Source organism: Vibrio aestuarianus (assembly GCF_028858425.1).
In the GTDB taxonomy this organism is placed as follows: Bacteria; Pseudomonadota; Gammaproteobacteria; order Enterobacterales; family Vibrionaceae; genus Vibrio; species Vibrio aestuarianus.
On record NZ_JAKNYQ010000001.1, the window covers coordinates 1596342 to 1617033 of the forward strand.

13 protein-coding genes and 2 pseudogenes are annotated in these 20692 nt (G+C 43.2%); 4 read left to right on the forward strand and 11 right to left on the reverse strand.

Annotated elements, in window-relative coordinates; translation table 11 throughout:
- Window positions 1–1479, forward strand: coding sequence for a YfcC family protein (locus MCT08_RS07545; protein ID WP_053310592.1), 1479 nt, complete (start codon window positions 1–3; stop codon window positions 1477–1479).
- Between the two features lie 73 nt (window positions 1480–1552).
- Complete coding sequence (locus tag MCT08_RS07550) at window positions 1553–2797, forward strand: cyanophycinase (protein WP_274678163.1); 1245 nt, start codon at window positions 1553–1555, stop codon at window positions 2795–2797.
- A gap of 509 nt (window positions 2798–3306) precedes the next feature.
- On the opposite strand, the gene MCT08_RS07555 is transcribed toward MCT08_RS07550, so the two are convergent.
- The 4 genes from MCT08_RS07555 to MCT08_RS07570 form a co-directional block, all read right to left on the reverse strand.
- Window positions 3307–4311: a LacI family DNA-binding transcriptional regulator gene (locus tag MCT08_RS07555; RefSeq protein WP_274678164.1), complete on the reverse strand. Its 1005-nt coding sequence runs from the start codon at window positions 4309–4311 to the stop codon at window positions 3307–3309.
- Window positions 4312–4567: 256 nt separating this feature from the next.
- The gene (locus MCT08_RS07560; RefSeq protein WP_274678165.1) at window positions 4568–5653 is read right to left on the reverse strand and encodes a porin; all 1086 of its coding nucleotides are present in this window, start codon (window positions 5651–5653) and stop codon (window positions 4568–4570) included.
- A 177-nt stretch (window positions 5654–5830) separates the two neighbouring features.
- Window positions 5831–6847 carry a nuclear transport factor 2 family protein gene (locus MCT08_RS07565; protein WP_274678166.1) on the reverse strand — a complete coding sequence of 339 codons (1017 nt, stop codon included), beginning with the start codon at window positions 6845–6847 and terminating at the stop codon, window positions 5831–5833.
- Between the two features lie 126 nt (window positions 6848–6973).
- On the reverse strand, window positions 6974–8269 hold the full coding sequence (locus MCT08_RS07570) for an MFS transporter (RefSeq protein WP_274678167.1): 1296 nt from the start codon (window positions 8267–8269) through the stop codon (window positions 6974–6976).
- 348 nt (window positions 8270–8617) lie between these two features.
- Between MCT08_RS07570 and MCT08_RS07575 the strand changes: the two genes are divergently transcribed.
- Window positions 8618–10159 carry a sodium:solute symporter family protein gene (locus MCT08_RS07575; RefSeq protein WP_274678168.1) on the forward strand — a complete coding sequence of 514 codons (1542 nt, stop codon included), beginning with the start codon at window positions 8618–8620 and terminating at the stop codon, window positions 10157–10159.
- A gap of 11 nt (window positions 10160–10170) precedes the next feature.
- Window positions 10171–11541 carry an L-serine ammonia-lyase gene (locus MCT08_RS07580; protein ID WP_168521950.1) on the forward strand — a complete coding sequence of 457 codons (1371 nt, stop codon included), beginning with the start codon at window positions 10171–10173 and terminating at the stop codon, window positions 11539–11541.
- Between the two features lie 692 nt (window positions 11542–12233).
- On the opposite strand, the pseudogene MCT08_RS18620 reads toward MCT08_RS07580, so the two are convergent.
- The 7 genes and pseudogenes from MCT08_RS18620 to MCT08_RS07610 form a co-directional block, all read right to left on the reverse strand.
- Window positions 12234–12332, reverse strand: a pseudogene (locus tag MCT08_RS18620) (SDR family oxidoreductase); the annotation flags it as partial.
- A 27-nt stretch (window positions 12333–12359) separates the two neighbouring features.
- The gene (gene tnpC, locus MCT08_RS07585) at window positions 12360–13883 is read right to left on the reverse strand and encodes an IS66 family transposase (protein ID WP_274678169.1); all 1524 of its coding nucleotides are present in this window, start codon (window positions 13881–13883) and stop codon (window positions 12360–12362) included.
- An 86-nt stretch (window positions 13884–13969) separates the two neighbouring features.
- Window positions 13970–14317 (reverse strand): IS66 family insertion sequence element accessory protein TnpB, encoded by a 348-nt coding sequence (gene tnpB, locus MCT08_RS07590; protein ID WP_168524632.1) that lies wholly within the window; start codon window positions 14315–14317, stop codon window positions 13970–13972.
- Complete coding sequence (tnpA, locus tag MCT08_RS07595) at window positions 14311–14619, reverse strand: IS66 family insertion sequence element accessory protein TnpA (protein ID WP_274678170.1); 309 nt, start codon at window positions 14617–14619, stop codon at window positions 14311–14313. Before tnpA ends, tnpB begins: the two co-directional genes overlap by 7 nt.
- Before the next feature lie 151 nt (window positions 14620–14770).
- Window positions 14771–14901: pseudogene (locus tag MCT08_RS07600) on the reverse strand (IS3-like element ISVa4 family transposase); the annotation flags it as partial.
- 113 nt (window positions 14902–15014) lie between these two features.
- Window positions 15015–18173: a tyrosine-type recombinase/integrase gene (locus tag MCT08_RS07605; RefSeq protein WP_274678171.1), complete on the reverse strand. Its 3159-nt coding sequence runs from the start codon at window positions 18171–18173 to the stop codon at window positions 15015–15017.
- A gap of 2 nt (window positions 18174–18175) precedes the next feature.
- A complete protein-coding gene (locus MCT08_RS07610; RefSeq protein ID WP_274678172.1) occupies window positions 18176–20692 on the reverse strand; it encodes a hypothetical protein in 2517 nt (838 codons plus the stop codon).

Consider the following 20692-nt stretch of genomic DNA (forward strand, 5'->3'; position numbering starts at 1 on the left):
ATGGAAACAAAAATAATGGATAGCGTGCCTAAAAAGACGTTCAAGATGCCGACGGTGTACACCATATTATTTGCTATTATCGCAATGATAGCGGCTTTAACGTGGGTCGTTCCTGCAGGGAAATACGATTATAAAACCGCGGACACGCAGCAACTTATCACGGCACAAGAAGCATCAAGTTATAGTGGAGGAGAACGACTCCTTCCTATTCCTGGCACTTACACCGAGTTAGAGTCATCACCTCAAGGTGTTATTGATGTTCTCATGGCACCGATTAAAGGCTTCCATAAAGCGGCGGATGTAGCACTGTTTGTTCTGGTCATCGGTGGTTTTTTGGCTATCACAATGAAAACAGGTGCTATGGATGCTGGGGTTTCTGCCGTCGTTAATAAATTTGAGGGACGAGAGCAGTTATTGATCCCCATATTGATGTTTTTGTTTGCGATTGGGGGGTCGACATATGGTATGGCTGAAGAAACCGTTGCATTTTGGGCGTTGATTTTACCCGTCATGGCAGCAGCAGGTTATGACCGTATGGTCACTGCCGGCGTTATATTGTTGGGCTCAGGGATAGGTGTTTTAGCGTCTACCGTGAACCCATTTGCTACCGGTATTGCCTCTCGATTTACGGGGTTACAAATTGGTGACGGGATCATTCTAAGACTTATCATGTTGGCGATATTCTTTGTCGTTTCTGTTGTCTTTGTCATGCGCTATGCAGCCCGCTCTAAAGCAGATCCTGAAAAGTCAGCACTGAATGGTGTTGAGTTTGAGGATGACCTGACCAATGAAGTCAAAGCGTTAGAATTTACCCCGGCTAGAAAAATGACCATGGCAGTCTTTTTCGGTACGTTCATGGTGATGGTGTACGGTGTTGTGCCATGGGAAGATATGGGCATCAATGCTATGCCAACGCTTTGGTGGTGGTTCGATGAGCTTTCAACCCTGTTTTTCTCCGCAGCGATCTTAGTCGCATTAATTAATCGTATGCCTGAGAGTGACTTTATAAAGACATTTCTTGAGGGCGCTAGAGATTTAATTGGTGTTGCGTTAGTCGTTGCAGTCGCGCGTGGTATCTATGTCGTCATGGGTGATGGCGCGATTATTGATACCATTCTGCATTGGGCTGAAGGGCTCGTGAGTGGCCTACCATCCGGTGTGTTTGTTGTAGTCACTTACTATGTTCATATTGTTCTCAGCTTTTTCATTCCTTCAACCTCGGGTCTTGCCACGGTTTCAATGCCTTTAATGGGGCCACTTGCTGATTTCTCTAATGTGGGCCGTGACTTGGTTATTACTGCTTATCAATCTGCTACAGGTTGGATAAATATGTTTTCACCAACATCGAGTCACCTGATCGCAGGTTTAGCGCTAGCGAGAATCCCTTATGGACGTTTCTTTAAGTGGGTAATGCCATTTATTGGTACGGTTTTCGTCATTACTAGCATCATTCTGTTCATTTTCGGGTCAATGTCATAGCCCATTGGCAGTCATTGTTCAGTCGGCGATGGCTGCCTTTTTTATCCCCTCATTTGATGAAAAGGAACTCCCTATGAAACAACATGTAATTACTGTAACACTCGCTATGACACTGGCACTCCCTGCCGCTGCGGAAGAACAGCATGGGACGTTAGTGATTGCTGGAGGTGCGTTATCTTCAGCGACAATGGACGTTTATGAAACATTTGTTAACTCGGTCGATAGCGACGAGGTGAGAATTGGTATTGTGCCCGCAGCGACAGGCTCAATTAACAAAAATTTTATCCAGCTACAAGAAATCTTCTCTCAACTTGGTGTCAGTAAAAATCATGTCGTATTGCTACCGCTTGCAGTAAAAGATGACAAAAAAACAAAAGATACGGATGAATCGACATGGGTAGCCAATGGTAACGATACACAATTGGCAAATGACGTGAAGAAGTTGAACGCCATATGGTTTGTCGGTGGAGATCAAACCTTAATCACCAAAGTTTTACTTAATAAAGATGGGACGGATACGGAAGTGCTCGGTTCAATTCGAGAAGTGTTCCATAACGGAGGCGTTATTGGGGGAACAAGTGCGGGCGCGGCGATTATGTCAGAAACCATGATCGCTGGTGGAAACAGTACAGGCGCATTGTTCGAAGGCTTTAAACAGGACTATACGAGCATGGATGAGCAAGAATATGGACCTGTCGTCACTCGTAAAGGTGTTAACTTCTTCACCTACGGTACTATCGATCAGCACTTTGACCGCAAAGCCCGTTTAGGGCGCTTGATAGTCTCTTTGCTGGAACAGGCTGATAGTCAGCCAGGTTATGGCGTAGACGAAGGTACAGCCATGGTTGTCAAGAATGATATTGCAACCGTTGTAGGGCAAGGGGGGGTTACAGTCGTTGATGTGAGTTCGGCGAAACACACACAGAATCAATACCCACTCAAAGTGTCAAATATTCGTTTAAGTTATTTGCAGCCAGGCGATGAATACAACCTATCCTCACATGTTTATAAATCTCGTCCTAAAAGCTATAAAACCGTGGGTCATGAGTATTTTGACGTACCCAGTGCATCAGTCAGCGGTATCATGAGTTCGAATAGAAACTTAGATGAGTTCATTGGTTTTAATTTATTAGACAATAAAAGTGCGGCACAAGCAGTATCGTGGGTTCTAGATGGAAAGAATCAAGGGGTTAGACTTACCTTTAATCAGGATGAAAAAACTCAAGGTTATTGGAGTCAAGATATCACAGCAGACGTCTACAGTTTTGAGCACTTAAAACTGAACATTGAACCGATTTTTGTTCAGTTCAATGACTAGAAGTTTTTCTGGCCTAATCTGTTTTTAAAGTCGGCGAATTGTCGATTCTGTTCGCTAGTACAAAGTGGCTTCCGGATAATGCTGTTTACTATTTGGAAGCGACTTTGGGTATATTTTTGAGAATGCATTATTTGCTAAATTAGCAATAACGCAACTTGGAAATGTCCAAATTCCTATGAGTAGATGCGATACTAATAGAAACCCAATAACGAAGAATTCGGCATTGCCCAGTAGTCGGTTGAATTGCTGTAATTACATTTAAAATCAAACAAATATGAGCGAGCTTGGTGCTCGCTTTTTTTTGTGATCATATGTTGGATAGATCACCGCAAAGCGCGCGAATGGCGACACAGCGATTACTCACTACATTGACTTCTGTAATTGCCCCTTAGTTAGTGAAGTTAGTGTTGGCTTGGTTATGCCCCGAAATTGTTTAGTGTAAATGCCCATCGAACTCTTGACTCCATACCTATTAATTAGCAAAACTCTAGAGTATCAAGGGCAATGCCTTACAACGTAGTACTTCTTTTAACCAATTTGACCGGCACCATCATCTTCACCAAGCTACTGTTTTTATTTTTTATTTGATCAACGATGATCTTTACACATTCACGAGCGAGACGACGGAAGTCTTGGCGGAAAGTGGTCAGTTGGTAGCTCAACCATTCCGTTTGTGGAATGTTGTCGAATCCGATGACTTTCAGATCTTGAGGTATGCGAATACCACATTCGATACGCGCAATGTCCATAACAGCCATTGCAAGGTTGTCTGTCGCGCAGAACACGGCTTCCGGACGATTCTTATCGGCCAGCATGGCACGTACTTTATCCAGTGAACCTGCATAGTCGTAGCTTGCTTCAATGATGCGCGGCGTTTTACCTGTTAGATCTTCAAACTCTGAGCAGAAGCCACTTTGGCGTTCGTCGTTGGTAAACGTTGGCACTTCACCTGTCAGGTAAACCGCATTTTCCACACCGCTATCGTGTAACACTTGTGCGGCCTGTTGGCCCGCTTCGTAGTTGTCACTGATGACGTAACTGCTCTTGGTGCCTTCTACGACGCGTGCGTACTGAACTATAGGGATATTGAACTCTTCACACTCTTCATAAAGTGATTTGTTGAAGGTGGCCGAAGCGGCGATCACACCATCTACTCGGTATTGGAAGATGTTTGGGATCGAGTGGTTGTCTTCATCATCCACTTGCCATGGAATCAACACCGCTGAGTAGCCTTGCTTCTGCAATTCACTTGAAATTAATTGAAGTGTTTTCATGTGGATAGGGTAGTCCGCATCTGGGAATACCAAACCGATCAACTTAGATTCGTTTGTGGTCAGGCTACGTGCAAAAGCATTTGGACGGTAGTTTAGGGATTTCGCGGCTTCGAAGACCTTTTGCTTGGTCTTTTCTGACACTGAGCTACCCGGAACAAACACACGCGATACAGTAGATTGAGAAACGCCAGCCAGTTTGGCGACGTCCTTCGATGTTACGGTTTGTTTTGCAGGATTCATGTGAGTTGATTCATAAGTCAGTTTAACTGTGACTAGGGTAACACAAATAGGTACGTAGTCATAAATGGAAATAAGCAAGATTTAAGTAAATAATGGGTTAGTTTGCCTTTGGTGGTGTAATTTGGGTAGAACCCAAGTCACATTTCATATTTAGTATATGAAAAAAGCCTTACCCAAAAAGGTAAGGCTTGCTCTTATTTCCCATTTCCACTGAATCGGATAAGTTATGTAACCGGAATAACTTATCTCGTGGTTATCAGAAGTAGTAGCGAATACCTGCCGCGAATTGATCATCACGGTTTTCGAATTTGCTGCCATCGTACTGATCTTTACCTAGGTCGAACTGGTATTCAGTCCAAACTAGGAATTTGTTCTTCTGGAAGTGGTATTCAAGACCAGGAATCAGCAAGTTACGCTCGTAACCTTGCGTCTCGTCACCACGATCTTCCATGTAGTTGTAGTTCAACGTTGGGCGTAGGCCGTTGTCGAAGTGGTAGTAAGTGTAGATTTCGCCACCTAGGGTATCGAACATCAGGTCCGTACCGCCTTGGCTTACCGCTTCCCAGTTTTCGCCAACGTGGAAAGTCGCACCCGCGTAAAAGCCACCGTTGCTGTAGTTTGCGCCCAGTAGCATGATGCGCATGTTGTCGCCGTTTTCTACTCCAACCACTCTTGCGTCTAGATCGGTAACTTCATTTTGATGGTAAGCCGCACCAAGTGTTATGCCATCAACGGGTTTGTAAGTGATCGACGCACCCATGCCGTTTTTCAGTGAGGCTGTCGCATTGTTTGCTAGAGCGACATCTTCACGCGTGGTTTGGTAAGTAAAGCCGTAGCTCACTTTTTCATTAATTGAATTTCGGTACGTAATTGAGTTTTCTGCACGACCAGCACCTGATGCGATACCCCAGTCAGCTAGGTTGTAAACACCTGAGCCACGAGTGCCGAATACACGACCTAAGTCGGTGTACCATGCTACGTCGTAGAAGGTAGACCACTGCTTAGTACCCGCAGCAATCTTGCCGTATTTTTCGTGATCAACACCTGCGTATAGCAAGCGATCGTAAATGTTGTCGCCGTTCGCGCCAGAGTTGTAGCCCCATTCCGCGTGACCGAAACCAGTCCAGCCGTTATCCAGACCCATTTGGCCTTTCAAACCGAAACGTGAGCTGCCGCTGTTCCATTCGCCGTTGTCATCACCGCCACGGTCTTGGTAGCGAAGATCGAAACGGCCATCGATGGTTAGGCTGTCGCCAGCGTCATTAACAAAAGTGTGTGCAGCAAAGGCTGAGCTAGAAGTAAGCGCTGCTAAAATCACTGCAGAAAGGGTCGACTTTTTCATCATCAATCTCATTATTCAGGGTGCAGAAAGCCACCGTGCGTTCATGCCCGTTTTGAATAAGGGTTCTATCTTGAGGTTATGCCCCATCCTTGAGGCACGAGTTGGGAGCATGTCACCTGAACCGAGAGGGGATTCAGGCAACATAAAGGCGGGTTGACAATCCGCCCCTAGGGCTTCTTATAGAGAAGGGTTTAGGATCTGTTGAGTACGCTCGAACACGTCTAGACCTTGCTGTTTTAGCCAATAAGGAAGGTCGATCAGTACCCAGTTCTCAGATAGCTTGTCGCCGTCACGGTAGTAAACGTCAACCACTTGCATGTCTGCACGTACTTCACCACCTGTCATACCTAGGAAACCACCGATTGGCGTGTTAGATAGGTTTGGCCAGCCGAAGAAACAAGAGAAGTTACCTTCTGCGAAACGACATACGTGGCCGTTAAACTTCTTGTCTTTTAGGTTGTTACGGAACGGCAATTGGTGCTGCTGTTGGTAACGAGGGATTGTGTAAGACGCACCGATACCACATGGACCGTACCAGATCATGTCTTTAGACCAGCTCTTCTCAAGAACTTCTGGTGGGCATCCCATTGCGCCGCTGTCGTTTAGTGCAGATAGGTCATCAACCATCTTGTTCACTAGTGCTAGTGTTGCTACGCCTTCTTCTGGTGCTGCGTCTTCGAACAGCAGACCGTCGTGGTTACGAGGCCCAGGATATACGAAGTGCTTACCTGTTGATGGTGGTAGTGGGTAGCAACCCGCTTGATCCATCGCACCAAGTAGATCTAGGAACAAGCCAGTTTTAGTGATTTTGCCGTTTTCAACACAGTTAAATTCTGCGTAACGGATGTTCATGATCTTGCCTGTTGGGCGCATGCCTAGGTATTCAGCGTCGAATAGACCCATGAAGTGACCCATGCTCATTACCCAAATTTCACCTGATGTTACTTCGTTCTCACCACCGATGAAGATGTCTTGACGACGCTGCATGCGAGTCATTGATTTCATCAAAGGAGCCCAGAACACGTCAGCCGCTGCTTGAGCGCCTTGTTGCTCACGGAATGGGTAAACACCACGCCATAGGTAATCTTCTGAAGTATGTGTTTTTAGTACTTCTGCCACGTTCTCGTGAGTTGCGTTTTCCATTGCGCTGAAGTATTCACGTACAACGCGTTTCGCTTCTTGATATTTAGACATAATAATTTCTCTTTGTGTTGTCGAGTCAACATTCGGAACAGGACTCGATTTGGATTTTGTTACCGGCTGACTATTCAGCCGGATTGATGTTTGTTTCTTGCCTGAGAGACCTTCAACCAAAGGGGATTAAGCTTTTGCTGTTTCCGCTTTTTTGTTTTTGTCGAAGATACCGCCTTTCAGTGTTTCTGGTAGAGATAGCCACAGTAGACCAGCAACAATCCATACGATTGGTGAGCCCCACATTGCTGTCGCAAGGTCGCTGCGCTCTTGGATGAATACCAACACCATTGGTGCCCACATGCCGATGATACGACCGCCGTGGAACAGTGCTGCACCGAAGCTACGTAGGTGAGCTGGGAACAATTCAGAGAAGTAACCACCCCATACCGCAGAAGCTGCTAGGCCGAAGTTATAGATAAGACCTAGGATAGCCAGCATGTTTAGGCTGCCGATCATCACGTCGCTTGGCGCTACGAAGAATACTGAAGCCATTACACCCGCAAGGATGAAACCAAACGCGTTCACTTTACGGCCGTACTTATCCGCGATTGCGCCCCATACCCAAGCACCGAATAGAGAACCGAATGCAGAGATAGAGAAGATGATACCGATAGTTGAACCGTCAAACTGGCGAACTTCTTTTAGGTAAGTTGTCACGAAGCCAGAGAAGAATTGGTAGCCGTAGAAGTTAAGGCCCGCCAGTAATAGACAAGTGATGGTTAGCTTGCGGTAAGGCGCGCTTAGCATTTCGCCCCAAGAACCTTTTTGTGCTGGTGTGTTTGACGCTTCAGCTTCAGCTTGTCCTTCTTCGCCGTAAGCGATCACTTTCTTGTCGCTAGGCAGGACGAAGATCATTAATGCAGCGGCAACTAAAGGAGGAATACCACCTACCCACATTAGGCTCTGCCAAGGAGCGTCAATGCTAGAGATAAACGCTGCGTACGCACCCATTGCCATCAGAGCCACAGAGAACATAGAAGAAGCGAATGCGGTTAACTTACCGCGAACCGTTGGTGTAAAGAGGCCGATCATCAAGCTTACAGCTACCGTGAAGTAACCACCTAAAGAAATACCGATAATGAAACGCATCGCTGCCCACATAGCGTAGTCAGTAAACATCATGTTGATGATGGTTGCACCGCCGTTCAGTGCTGTGATGACAATAAGAGTCGACTTCTTACCAAAGTTTGATGCCACCCATGCACAGCTTAGAGCACCAATAAGTGCACCAACCGACTGCCATGTATAGAACTGAGCGGTATCCGCCAAGTTAATACCATCATACGCATCAACGATGTATGGGCGTACGTAGTCAATAATCACAAAGTTATAACAATAGAAAAAGTAGCCAACTAGAATTGCAAGATAAGCAGCTACCCTTTGAATCATAGGAACTTCGCTCATGTGTTTTTTAGTAGTCATGACCGATAAACCTTTATTTTATATAGGGTGTTTGTAGTGTTGATTATTGTGTGGTGATTCTTAAGCTTCATCACACCGTCTTCATTTCGGGAGAGATAATAGAATTTTTGTGGTTATTAGATCTGTGATCAAAGTCAATTTTAAAATGAGTACGAACCCATTTTGGGTGGTTTGGTGATCTTGATCTCATTTTCCCACATGTTTGTGATTTATGGGTCGAATTGAACGTTTAATTGTCTATGTTAGTGATGATAGTCACACTTATTGTGGATTTTTTAGGGGAAGTATCCATTTATGAGTACTATTGGAGGCGAATTATTTTGCGACAGACAATAAACGGAATCTAAAATGGTTACGTACTCAAGTTTTGTGGTTATTGCTCTTTATGTGCTAACTACTTTGTTTATCAGCTACTTAGTAAATAGGCGCTATAGCGTCGGTGGCGACTTTTCGACTGGTGGAAAACAGTTTGGTTGGTTTACAGCAGGTGTGTCGATTCTTGCAACCTACATCAGCGCAATGACGTTCGTTGGTATGCCGGGCTGGGTTTATAGCTCTGGCATGGAAGCGATGAGCGTTCACTTAAACTATCCAATAGTGATCTTTTTCGCTGTGGTTTTCTTTGTTCCGGTGTTTTATAAGCTTGGCCTAACCTCGATTTATGAATACTTAGAGCACCGCTTTGGGGTATATGCAAGAACCATCAATTCGATTGTCTTTATTGTGGTTCAATGCATTTCTGCGGGAGTGATTCTGTACGCGGTAGCACTGATATTGGTGCAAGTTCTGCCAATCAGTATTTCGGAAGCCATTATCTACATCAGTATTTTCACCGCTTGCTATACCTATGCAGGTGGTATTTCCACGGTTATTTGGACCGATATGCTGCAATCCGCAGTGTTGGTTGCGGGCAGTATCGCCATCTTTTCCATTCTAATCACTGAGATTAATACAGCAGATTACCTTTCTCGTAACCAATTGAATATCATCAACTTAGACTTTGATTTAGGCGTGGATACCACATTGTGGGCAGGCGTTGTTGCGGTGAGCTTTCTGCATTTAAGTGTGTATGGTACCAATCAGTTGATTATCCAACGCACGTTGGCGACAAAATGCGAAAAGACGGCACAGAAGTCCATGTTATTGTGTGGCTACGGCTCTTTTTTCATTTACCTTTTCTTTGCTGTGCTTGGCGTGCTGCTGAGCGTTTTTTATCAAGACCAATCCTTTGAGAACAGTAATGAAGTGATTTTGGATTTTGTCTTCAACCATACCAATCCAATAGTCGTCGGTTTAGTCATCTCTGCACTCGCGGCGGCAGCGATGTCAACGTTAGACTCCTCTTATAACTCAATGGCAACCGTTGCCACGTTTGATATCTACAAACGGTTTGTTCGCAATAATGCCAGTGACCAACATTATGAGCGAGTTGCAAGGAAAATGGGTCTATTGTCGGCAGCGATGGTTGTTGTGCCTGCGTTCCTTGCAGTGTCGAACGAATCTGTGCTCAAAACTATCGCCAGTTTAACCTCAATATTTGTCGGCATTCGCTTGGGTTCATTTGTTCTGGGGCTATTCTGGACCAAAGCCAATGAAAGCGGCATTGTGATCGGCAGTGTTATGAGCGTCATTGCGGTATTTGTTGCAATGTCGCTTAATGTAGCGTGGCCTTGGTTTGCGCCTATCGGTACGTTTGTCTTCCTTGTGTTTGGTGTGTTAGTGAGCCGTCGTTGGGGCTCAGTGACTGCCGAGCAACAAATCTTTATCAATAATCAAAAACATCTTTTTGCAAAGCCAACTGCAAGCCATTACGGGCTATTGGTGTTCGCCGTGGCGACCATTGCTGCTTGTATGGTTCTCCCTGATTGGCTTTATGCTGTATTGTCGTAATAGGTAAGTTTATGCTGTCCATCTTTGATATTTACAAGATTGGTGTTGGTCCTTCTAGCTCTCACACTAATGGTCCAATGATCGCGGGTTACCGCTTCACACGTTTGATTGAATCGAACTTGGCAAAAGTGGTTCGTATTCAAGTCGATTTATTCGGCTCACTTTCGTTAACGGGGATTGGTCACCATACTGACCGTGCAACGATTTTGGGTCTGTTGGGTAACAAGCCAGATACCATCAAAATTGCTTCCGCGAACAGAGCGATGCGCAAGGCGATTGAAGAGGGCATGATGTCTGTCGATGGCCGTCATGAAATTGAATTCAACTACAAAACGGATATGTTGTTCCATGAAGAAAACCTTCCTTTGCATGAGAATGGCATGACGATTACTGCGTTAGATGCGCACGGCAATCAGGTTGGTTTTGAAACTTACTACTCTATCGGTGGTGGTTTTATCGCAACGGCGGATGAACTGCAAAATGGCAGTGCGAGTGCACCCGTAGAGGTTGAGTTCCCATTCTCCAGCGCAGACGAAATGTTGGCACAAGCAGAGAAGAACGGTATGAGCATAGGCGGCATGATTCTGAAAAACGAACAAGCGTTTCAGGATATGGAAGCCATCAATCAGCGCGCAGAACAGATCTGGCGTGTGATGACGCGTTGCATGGAACGCGGTTTCGAAACGGAAGGTATTCTTGATGGTGGTTTGAATGTCACTCGCCGTGCGCCAAATTTGTTGAAAAAGCTCGAAGCAAACGCTGCGGTCGAAAACGACCCAATGGAAATCATGGATTGGATAAACCTGTTTGCGTTTGCCGTAAGTGAAGAAAACGCCGCTGGCGGCCAAGTCGTGACGTCTCCGACCAATGGCGCGGCGGGTGTTATTCCAGCAGTGCTAATGTATTACCATCGTTTTATCAAAGAGCTAGATACAAAACAGTTAAAGGATTTTCTCGCCGTGTCTGGTGCGATTGGCATTTTGTACAAAACCAATGCATCGATCTCAGGGGCCGAAGTAGGGTGTCAGGGCGAAGTGGGGGTCTCTTCTTCTATGGCGGCAGCAGGCTTGACCGCACTTCGAGGTGGTAGCAATGAGCAGATTTGTATTGCTGCTGAGATTGCCATGGAACACTCATTGGGTATGACATGTGACCCCATAGGGGGCTTGGTTCAGGTGCCGTGCATTGAGCGTAATGCCATGGGAGCGATGAAAGCGATTAACGCCTCTCGTATGGCACTCAAACGTAACAGCAAATGCCTGATCTCTTTAGATAAGGTAATTGAAACCATGTACCAAACTGGCAAGGACATGAACAAAAAGTATCGAGAAACGTCATTAGGAGGATTAGCACTAATTCATCTGTCTCCACCTTGTGATTAGGGTGTAATTATTATCTGACATCTAAAATTTATCTACCATTATGACAATTATGTAAGAATTGCTTACTTAACCCAAGTAGATAAGTAAAAGCTATTTTTCAATACTTAAAGTTATAACTGAACCTCTAATTTAGCAAACTCATTGACGAGGTTCTGTCCAAAAGTGTTTCAGGTGGTGCATTAAAGCATTTGTGATACCAATAGAAAACCAACTAACGAAGAATTCGTCATTGCCCAGTAGTCTGTTGATTTGCTATAATTACATTTAAAATCAAATAGATAAAGGCGAGTTTTGTGCTCGCTTTTTTGGTTCTTATGTGGAATAGACCATCGCAAAGCACGCGAATGGCGAGTACTCACCGCTCACTACATTGACTTCCGCACTTCATTTTTGTTGCACCAAGTCAGCGAGGTTAAAGTTGGCTTGTTTCTGTACCATTTCGCGTTAAAGTATTTATTCAGTATCAGAGAAATCTCGCAGTTTTCCCTAATATGTAATCTGATTAGCCATAGATGCAGGCAATATCAATTTATAGAATTTCATCATCACCCCACTCCCAGTCAATTTGGGAAATATCACGGGAGACTTTGTGTAAATACCATCCGAGCAAAGCGACAATAGAAAGGATTAAAACTATAAAGGTTAAAAGCATAACCTAACCTTAGAGTTTGTTTGTGACGTAACTACTAGGCTTACCATGGCAATTGAGTACCATCGTAGACAAAAAATGAACCTGAATGTTTAAGTTTTAAATTGTGGATAACATTAAGCATGCCTTTAACACTCTCTTCGTAAACGCTTAATTAACCAGTGAGGCCTTATTCAGCCTCACGGATTTCTACATTCCATGGCATAAGATCGGTCAGATCATCACTTGAAGAGCGCTTCGGTAATTCCCTGAACAGGTGCACGAAGTAGAAGTACGGATTGATATCGTTAGCGCGACAAGTCATGACTAGGCTATAGAGGTTTGCACTGGCCTTTGCTCCGCCAACTGAAGTTGAGAACATCCAATTTTTGCGCCCAGTCGTAAACGGACGCACATCTCTTTCAGTCACGTTATTATCGATGCTGATATTTCCGTCTGCCAGATAGGTAAGGAGTTTTGGCCACTGGTTTATCGTATAGTTGATAGCAACCCCGAGCTTTCCCTTAGGTAATTGTGTTTCTTTGATTCCGACCAGCCATTTGTGGAACTCATCAAGAACGGGGCTGGATTTTTGTTGCCTAATCTGCTGTCGTATTTCTGGACTTAGCTCTCTGACTTCCCGTTCAATGCCGTAGAGTTTTCCAATATAGTTCAACGCTTTCTCTACACGGCCCACTTTCTTTGTTGGTTGGGCTTTTTGAGCATCGGTGAACTTACGTCTCACATGTGCCATGCAACCCGCTTGTGTTACTGTTTTCAGTGTGTCATAGGCAGGATATCCATCTGACAGTAGATACCCGGAGTAGTCACCCAAGAAGGTTTTTACACAATTTGCACTTCGACTCGGTTGGTAATCGTAGATGACTACGGGAGTCGTATGGAACTCGCCACTTCGGTAGACCCACATGTAGGATTGACTCTGAGCTGTCTTTCCTGGCTCCGATAGCACCTGTACCGTGGTTTCATCTGCGCAGATAAGGCTTTCTGATAACAGACGGGCTTTCATCTGGTCGATAATGACGTCAATTTTACTCCCTAACTGAACGCACCAGTTTGCCAAAGTACCTCGGCTGATATCGATATTACCGCGTTTGAGGATATCAACCTGTCTGTATAACGGTAATGCATCCACATATTTTGCTGTAACGATGGCGGCGAAGGTTTCTGGGCTGCCGATACTTTTGGGGATCATGCTAGCGGGTCTTGGAGCTGTCACTATCTTACTACTGATTTCGGTATGCTCGCACTGGCGGCAAGCATATTTGGTTCGTTCATGACGGAGCACACTGATTCTCTGAGGGATGATCTTCAGCTCTTCCGAAGTCTCCACGCCACACTTATGCAGTTCATGACCGCAACATTCGCAGTGTGGCGCATTCAGCGTATGCACCTGAACTTCCCGCTCTAACTCTTCGGGTAAAGGCTTACGTCCTTTTTTATGATGGGCTGGCTTGTTCAACGCATTTTGCTGCTCTGCTTCGTTAAAGGTACCTTTAGCCACCTTTTCACTTTGGGAAGAGAACCGTTTGGATTTACTGAGATTGAGTTGCTCAAGTAGAAGTTCCACCCGTGTTTTAAGCTCAGCCATTTCTTCTTGCTGAGCCTGTAGCAGTTTATCCTTAGCCAGGTTGGCTTCCTGAAGCGCTAACAGCATCGCTTTCAGTTGTTCTACATCATCAGGAAGGTCATTCATTTGTCAGGCTCTTGGTCAAGATTATGCTGTTAGTCTGACAGGGGAAAAGGATCGTTCAAGCCCTTTATATCGATCATGGTTTTAGCTCACACTTCAAGACCATATAAGGGCTGGTGAGCCTTAGGATGCTCCAGATTAAGCCCTGATAATAGCCACTGAAGCTGCTGTCTGGAAATAGCTACGTGACCCGATTTATTTGGTTTCGGCCATTTAAAGCGGCCTTTCTCCAGTCGGCGGTAATAAAGCCAGAAGCCATTGGTATCCCAAAAGAGAATTTTGATTTTATCTCGTCCACGGTTGCAGAAGATAAACCAGGCTTCACTGAACGGATCCATGTCCAGTACATCAGCAACAATCAGTGACAGGCCATCAATGGACTTACGCATATCGGTAATACCAGAGACCAGATAAATACCCGAATTTGGTGTTAACACATCAGTGCCTGTAACCAGTTCTGGATTTGGTGTGCTGGCATTTCAGCGGGCAACTCAGCCGTTATTCCTGTTGGTAGTGAGAGCACTACCGATTGAATATTGCTTTTTATTTTCGGTTTATCTTCGATCACAACAGGATGGACAAGCTGACATTGACCCCCGCCGTAAAGTTTTTTACGCCAGTAATAAAAAGTATGTTCCGTCAATTGATTTGCTTTGCAGAACGCGACAATGGATAACTCACTTTGGCTCTGCTGTTCAATGATTTCAGCCCAGAACTGAGGTTTATTGGATGGGTTCATGGTGACTCCTTAGTTATGGAATCACTATGCCGAGCATGCGGAAATATTAGTAGGTGGGGTTAAATCGACGCTTACCTCTCTTCTACTGTTACCTTGCCTTCCTATTAGTGGGTGTCATGCTTAACATTTCTTCTTTATATTGGCGCTTTCAGCGCACTACAGCTGATTAACAAGTACCACTGATATCTTGTATCTGTTGATTGGTGTAAACATCTTCAACCATCATCTTGGCATATTCAAGCTTCTGTTGAGGAGGATTTGCACTTGTAGTTTTGGTGGCATATCAGATTTCTTATAAGTAGTGATAAGGCTTAAATACCATCCAAGTTAACCGTACCATTACACGACCAGCGATTTCAATGCTTGGTTTGTATGATGAAAACTTTACCGATAAATCATTCCCTCCTACATTTTATATAAATAGCCAATAACCGTAGGAAACTCACAAAAGCTCTTGTCCTTTGTGGGATGAGAATCTTATTACTATTTTCGTCATGTCGCTCATTATCAAATTTAGCTTGTAATATATGGATACTGATTGTGCCTGGTGGGTGGTATTTTAAATAGTTACCGTCATCACTTATGGTTGTTTTAAATTTTCTTGAGCTTTTTATGTGAGCAGAAAATATTTTAGGAACGATAACTTCTATGTGAATGTTAGGAAAAATCTTTCCGCTAATGGTTTTATACCAGAATTTCAGGTGTTTTTTATATTCATCTAACTGGTTAATATTGCAGAATTTCTCGCTAGGGAAGTACCACTTAATTTTAACATGGCGCTCAGTTAAACCTATCAGTTGCATCAGTTTTAATAGTAGAAGGGCGGCGTTTTTGTTGTGGGTGCGAATTAGGTTGTCTTTAGAAGCGACGAGATCTGCTAGTATTTTAGCTAATTCTTCAAAATTAAAATTAGCGGGTATTAATTCTTTTTTTTCTGCAGTTTCGAACAGTTCTACGAGAGTGTTAATTGTTTTTATGTTGCCTCGGTTAAGTTTGGTATAGTTAACTAAAGGCGCTAGTTCATATTTGGAACGACGTAATGTTGATTGAGTGATTTGTCCGTCTGTCCGTAAAACTGACAGGACTGACTCCTCATTAATTTCTAAAGTGTATGAAACATCCTTTGTTTTATGTCCTTCAGCCGATAGACAAATTATATCCCAAACGGAGCGTAAGGAGACGCTTTGCTTGAATTCCATGTTTGGAATAATTACTAATTCGCGAATAGCAGTGTTTATACATGACTTATCAATTTCAGGTTTATATTCGAGCGGATATACGCTTGTAAGTTCTTTTTTGGAATCTGGTATTGAGAGTAACCTACCTTGTTCATCTATGCGTATTCTCTGTCCCCAGAATCGGCGAAGTAGAGATGGTGACGGGCGGTGTTTAGCAAATATTGTACGTCGAACAAGCTCACTGATATGAAAATAAGATGATGTAGTTACATCAGGTGAAGAGTGTCCTAGTAATCCAGATAGCGCCCATAATTTTTTACGAGAAAAAGACGATATTGCTAAACGCTTGCACAGCCTTTGAGACGAATTAAGAGAAAAATATGGGTGCTGACAAAAATGAACCTCGGACAGTTTTTTTAACACGGTAGGATTTAGTAAAATCCACGTCCAATTACAAAAAGAGTGCCTGCAGTGATGAAAGCGTATATTTGGCTCGCCGGTAACAATTTTCATAATGTTAGTAAGCAGAATTAGAGATTCATTCAACTGACTGCTGTCACTAAATATTAATGACTTCCCCCGAGTGAACTTTGTTTTCTCGACGGTTATAAATTCGCTCAAAAACTCCAGGGGTGCTTCTGGCCAAAGACTATCAAGAGGAATGTTTCTTGAACTTTCGCTCGATTTCAACTCTCGGTATTTATTCGGTCGAATGTGCAGGTTTGCATAATGACTACCTGCGATAGCGATATCTGCGAACTGTAATCCCGCGATTTCGCCGCGGCGTAACCCACTATAAAATCCAAAGCAGAAACATAGCTTAGCCACCCTAGATGTCGGCGTGTCGAGCTCATCACATGCTTTAATGATTTTATCTGCTTCTTGTTGGGTGATTAGGTTCGCACTTATTGCGTGTGGTGTAGATGAAATATCGATATCCGATAGACATAAGTTAGTCACAAGCCCGCTTTCAATAAGATACTCAGCCAAATAGAGGACGTATACCTTTTTAGTGGAAGTAATGTGTTCGGCAATAATGTTAAGTTTTTCTGCCCAATCTAAATGTTCCATTAGTTTTGGGTCGCAGCCGGAAAATTCTTGGATAAACGGTCCAGCGATATAAGTGACATAGGCTCTAACGGTTGTTAACCGAAGGCGTTTTTTATATTTGCCACCGGACTTAAGTAGCTGATATAACCAAGACAAGACCAACCAGCTCCATGGCGTTGCTTTGGCGATATCATTGGTTTCTAGCCACACCCTGAGTTCATCTTGTAACATCTTGTTTATCTTAATACTTTCTTTAAGAGGTGCTTTTACCAGTGGCTTAATAAAGTAATTAATGAGTTCAAGTTGTTCAGCTGTTGTAACCTCTTCTTGATCAACCGTTGTTTTTTTTCTCAACTGCTGGGCTGAGTTAGCGCAAGCAGATAGCCAAGCTACTTTCTGCCTAACGGTCATTCCACTTTTTTTGTCGTCTTCCTTCGTGATATCTTGCCGAACTCTTTGACCTGAAACTAATCTAAACAGTGAGATTTGCGAAATGGAGGTCGTTCTAAACGCACCTTGGCAAACAGAATATTCTACGGGGCTTGAGGTTAGGATGAACTCATTTTTCAGAAATGCGCGTAGGTCTATAAAACTCAGAGCATAATTGAAGGGAAGCAATCGGTTTTTATAGAGTTGTTTATTCACTTCTCCCATAACGTTGACTTTGGTTGTAGGACTAGCATTCCAATGGGCGGTAAGTAGTAGCTCAGCCATAGATGACAACCAATACCGCTGATTGTCTAGTTCGACAAACCAATGATTTTTGACTCGATAAAAATTGCATTCTTTAGCTAGTATCGCCTTAACATCTTTAGAACGGTCGATCCCTTCTTTTAATACTAACCATATAATGAGGATAGCTTGATTTTTTTGTGGGCTATCTAAGAAACTCGCTAACTGAGATTCATTTTCAATAAGTTCATAAATATTAGCTTGTAAACGTGACATTAAAAAATCATCAGGCTTGAGAAGAGGTATATCTTGTTTTATCTCGCAAGTTTGACTAATAGCTGGCGCTGTTATTTTTAAATTCTTCTCAATCACGCATAACAGTAGCTCCAATAGCTTTAGTTGAAGATTGTGATGCTCAAAGGTTTTGCTAAAACTACCTTGTATTTTTCGAAGAGAGCTAGGCTGTATGGCGTTATCTTTTACATGAGCATATCTTTGCGTGAGTAAATAGACTTTATTAGTAAGGTTTAGTTTATCCGCTGTACTTAGCTTTTCGTTCTCTGTCAGCTTTAAGTAGTCTTTAACTTCTTCTTGAGCGGCAACTAGATAATTAGTTTCTATTTCTTCGGTTAGTAATCGGTTTAGGCCGCTCATCGTTAGACTCTTTTTCTTGTTATTAATGAAGGGATAGCCTGCCAACCGATGTCCGTCAGCATCTGATTGAGAATTGGGCTTAAAGTTCCAATTGCTTCACAGTGAGTTAATGATGAATAGCGTTCCAGAGGCGTTTCTCCAGTTACCCAATGACCCAATTGAAATTTAATGAGTTCTTGGTGGATATTTTCTTTTTGCAAATAGCGGCGGACGTAATGGCGTCCAAAGTTAAGTGGTAAGTTAATGTGTTTACTTAAGCTCGAAGGGCCAGAGTTTTTCGTCTGATAGATGCTGTCATCATCTTCGACAGCTGTGAAGAAGAAAAACACTCCGTCATTAGATTGCGAGTTTTTGACTGATAAGAACCATTCAGTACGCTCTACTTTATTTGATAGGTCAAGTAGTTGATGCTCACATGTATGAGCATAAAGCTGTTGAGATTGCATTGGGTATAAATTGCTGATGAGATTTGCGAGTGTTTGAGAATGCTGTTTATAGTGCCTTAATTGTGATTCAAGCAGCGAAGGACAGGCAATGACTCGAGTATGTGAGAAGGTTTTCGCTGAATCTTTATCTGAAATGCACAGTGCTCCGTAGCGTAGCAAAAGCAGATCAAAACTAGGCATAGGATTATATACAGCACGATAACCCGAAGCGTTTATCAGCATGATTAGCGTGTAAATAGTGTATTGATTGTGGTAGTTCACTAACTCTTTGATATTTTTAACTACTTCAAATGCAGTATAAGTATGTAGTTTGCGAGTGTGCTCTGATACCCAATGGATTATGGCTTCTTTGGTTGGAGTGAACTGAGATCCTATTCCACGTTCATCAAGGTCAAGTTCAAGAGTGCCGAACAGAGGTGATTGGAATTCAGGGCTATAGAACCTGATTTGATTGAATATATCTGACCAAAGTTCTTGAGCTTTATTGTTAAGTTCCGTTTCTGAATACCAAGCATAGTGTCGAGGGGAGCGGCTGTAGTAGCTTATTTCTCCTCGTAGAATTTCTATTATGACTGGGTCGTTTTTCTCTAGAGCTATTGTTCTGTTGATTAAGTAATTCTCTATGCGCTGAAGACTAATCTGGCAATGATAGCGTTTATTGATCGCCTTCAAAAAAAGCTTAATGGCTTTTCTAAAAGTGTTTACGGAATGTTTACCTGACAGTTTGCTCCCCAATGTGATTCCACAACGAGACAACGATTCGAAAAGAAAAATAGGTAGATGTATGGAAGCAACAGTTTTGGTTTTCAATAAATTTGCATTATTGGAATGTTTTCCTCGATCCGCGGTAGGTCTAGGGGCAACTTTTAATATTAACTTATCTCTTTTTATCGTTAGACCTATGTGGCTATTGTCGTTCTTATTGCTGGTTGGTACACAGCATGCGTTATCTAGGCTTCGACCAGTGATAAGAATAAAGGTTAGCAGGCATTGAACGTGGCTTTTTGCGACCTTTCCAATTAGTGTATTGCTATGCGAGTTTAACGCCTGCCATAGATAGAAAAGTTCGTGTGGTTGAAGAATATTTCGACTGACAGGAGTAATGTTGTGACTACGGCGAACATCTCTAGATATGCCTCGGCTCTTACTTGCAATTTTTGCAGTATCTTTGATAACCGAGACATCCGGTAATTCGTGAGTAGGCTTCGGTAGTATTGGCTGTTCAGTTTTGATAATAGCCAGCCCGGGATAATCTTCGTTCGCTGTTATCCCTGAATCAACTAGTGATTGTTTTAATGGCCTCTTATTTAACGATGCAGTAAACAAGTTGTCAGACCCTACAATTCTTTCAATTTTTCGGCGACTGAATGATGCCCGAATGATTTTCTTTGAAGAACGCTCTATGTACGTTCTTTTCTTCCAGTCCAAGCGGTAAAAATGTTCTAACTCTCTTAGATAGTTAATATGGCTTGATGCAATTGGTTCATCGACAAAGTCATCTGTAAAGTCATCTGTATCATTTTCAGAGGTTAGTGATTGGCGATAGGCTCTAATATTGTCGGCTGTTTGTACTACTGAGTTTGAATCGAAACAGGCGCGATCTGTCAGTGGGTCTGTATACAAAAGCCTGAAGGCTCTGATTGATTGTTCAGTGTGGTTATGTTCGAAGATAACCGGTTCATTGTCATAGTAATGCTTTAGGAAGAAAAGTAATGCGGACGCTGACTCCGGCGACAGATGTTCATAAAAAACGAAAAGAAGTGAAAAGAGGGGACGTCTACTCATCCAACCTTTGGCATGTACTCCGTTACTATACTGCGAATAATATGATGCCCCAATGTTTGTGAACAGTTCGAGTAACTCATTTATTCTTGTTGTGCTTAATTCAACTAAAGAACAGAAATGTTGAGGATGGGTAGTGAAGAAATATTCAAGAACCGCATGTACCTTTTGTAAGCCTCTAAAGTCGTTTGGGCAATCGATGAGTTCTAGTAGCTTCTCTAGATCTTCTAATAAGCTATCTTGTGCGTGAGGAAGTAGTAGTTTGATTTCTTCAATTGTTGGTGTAGACAT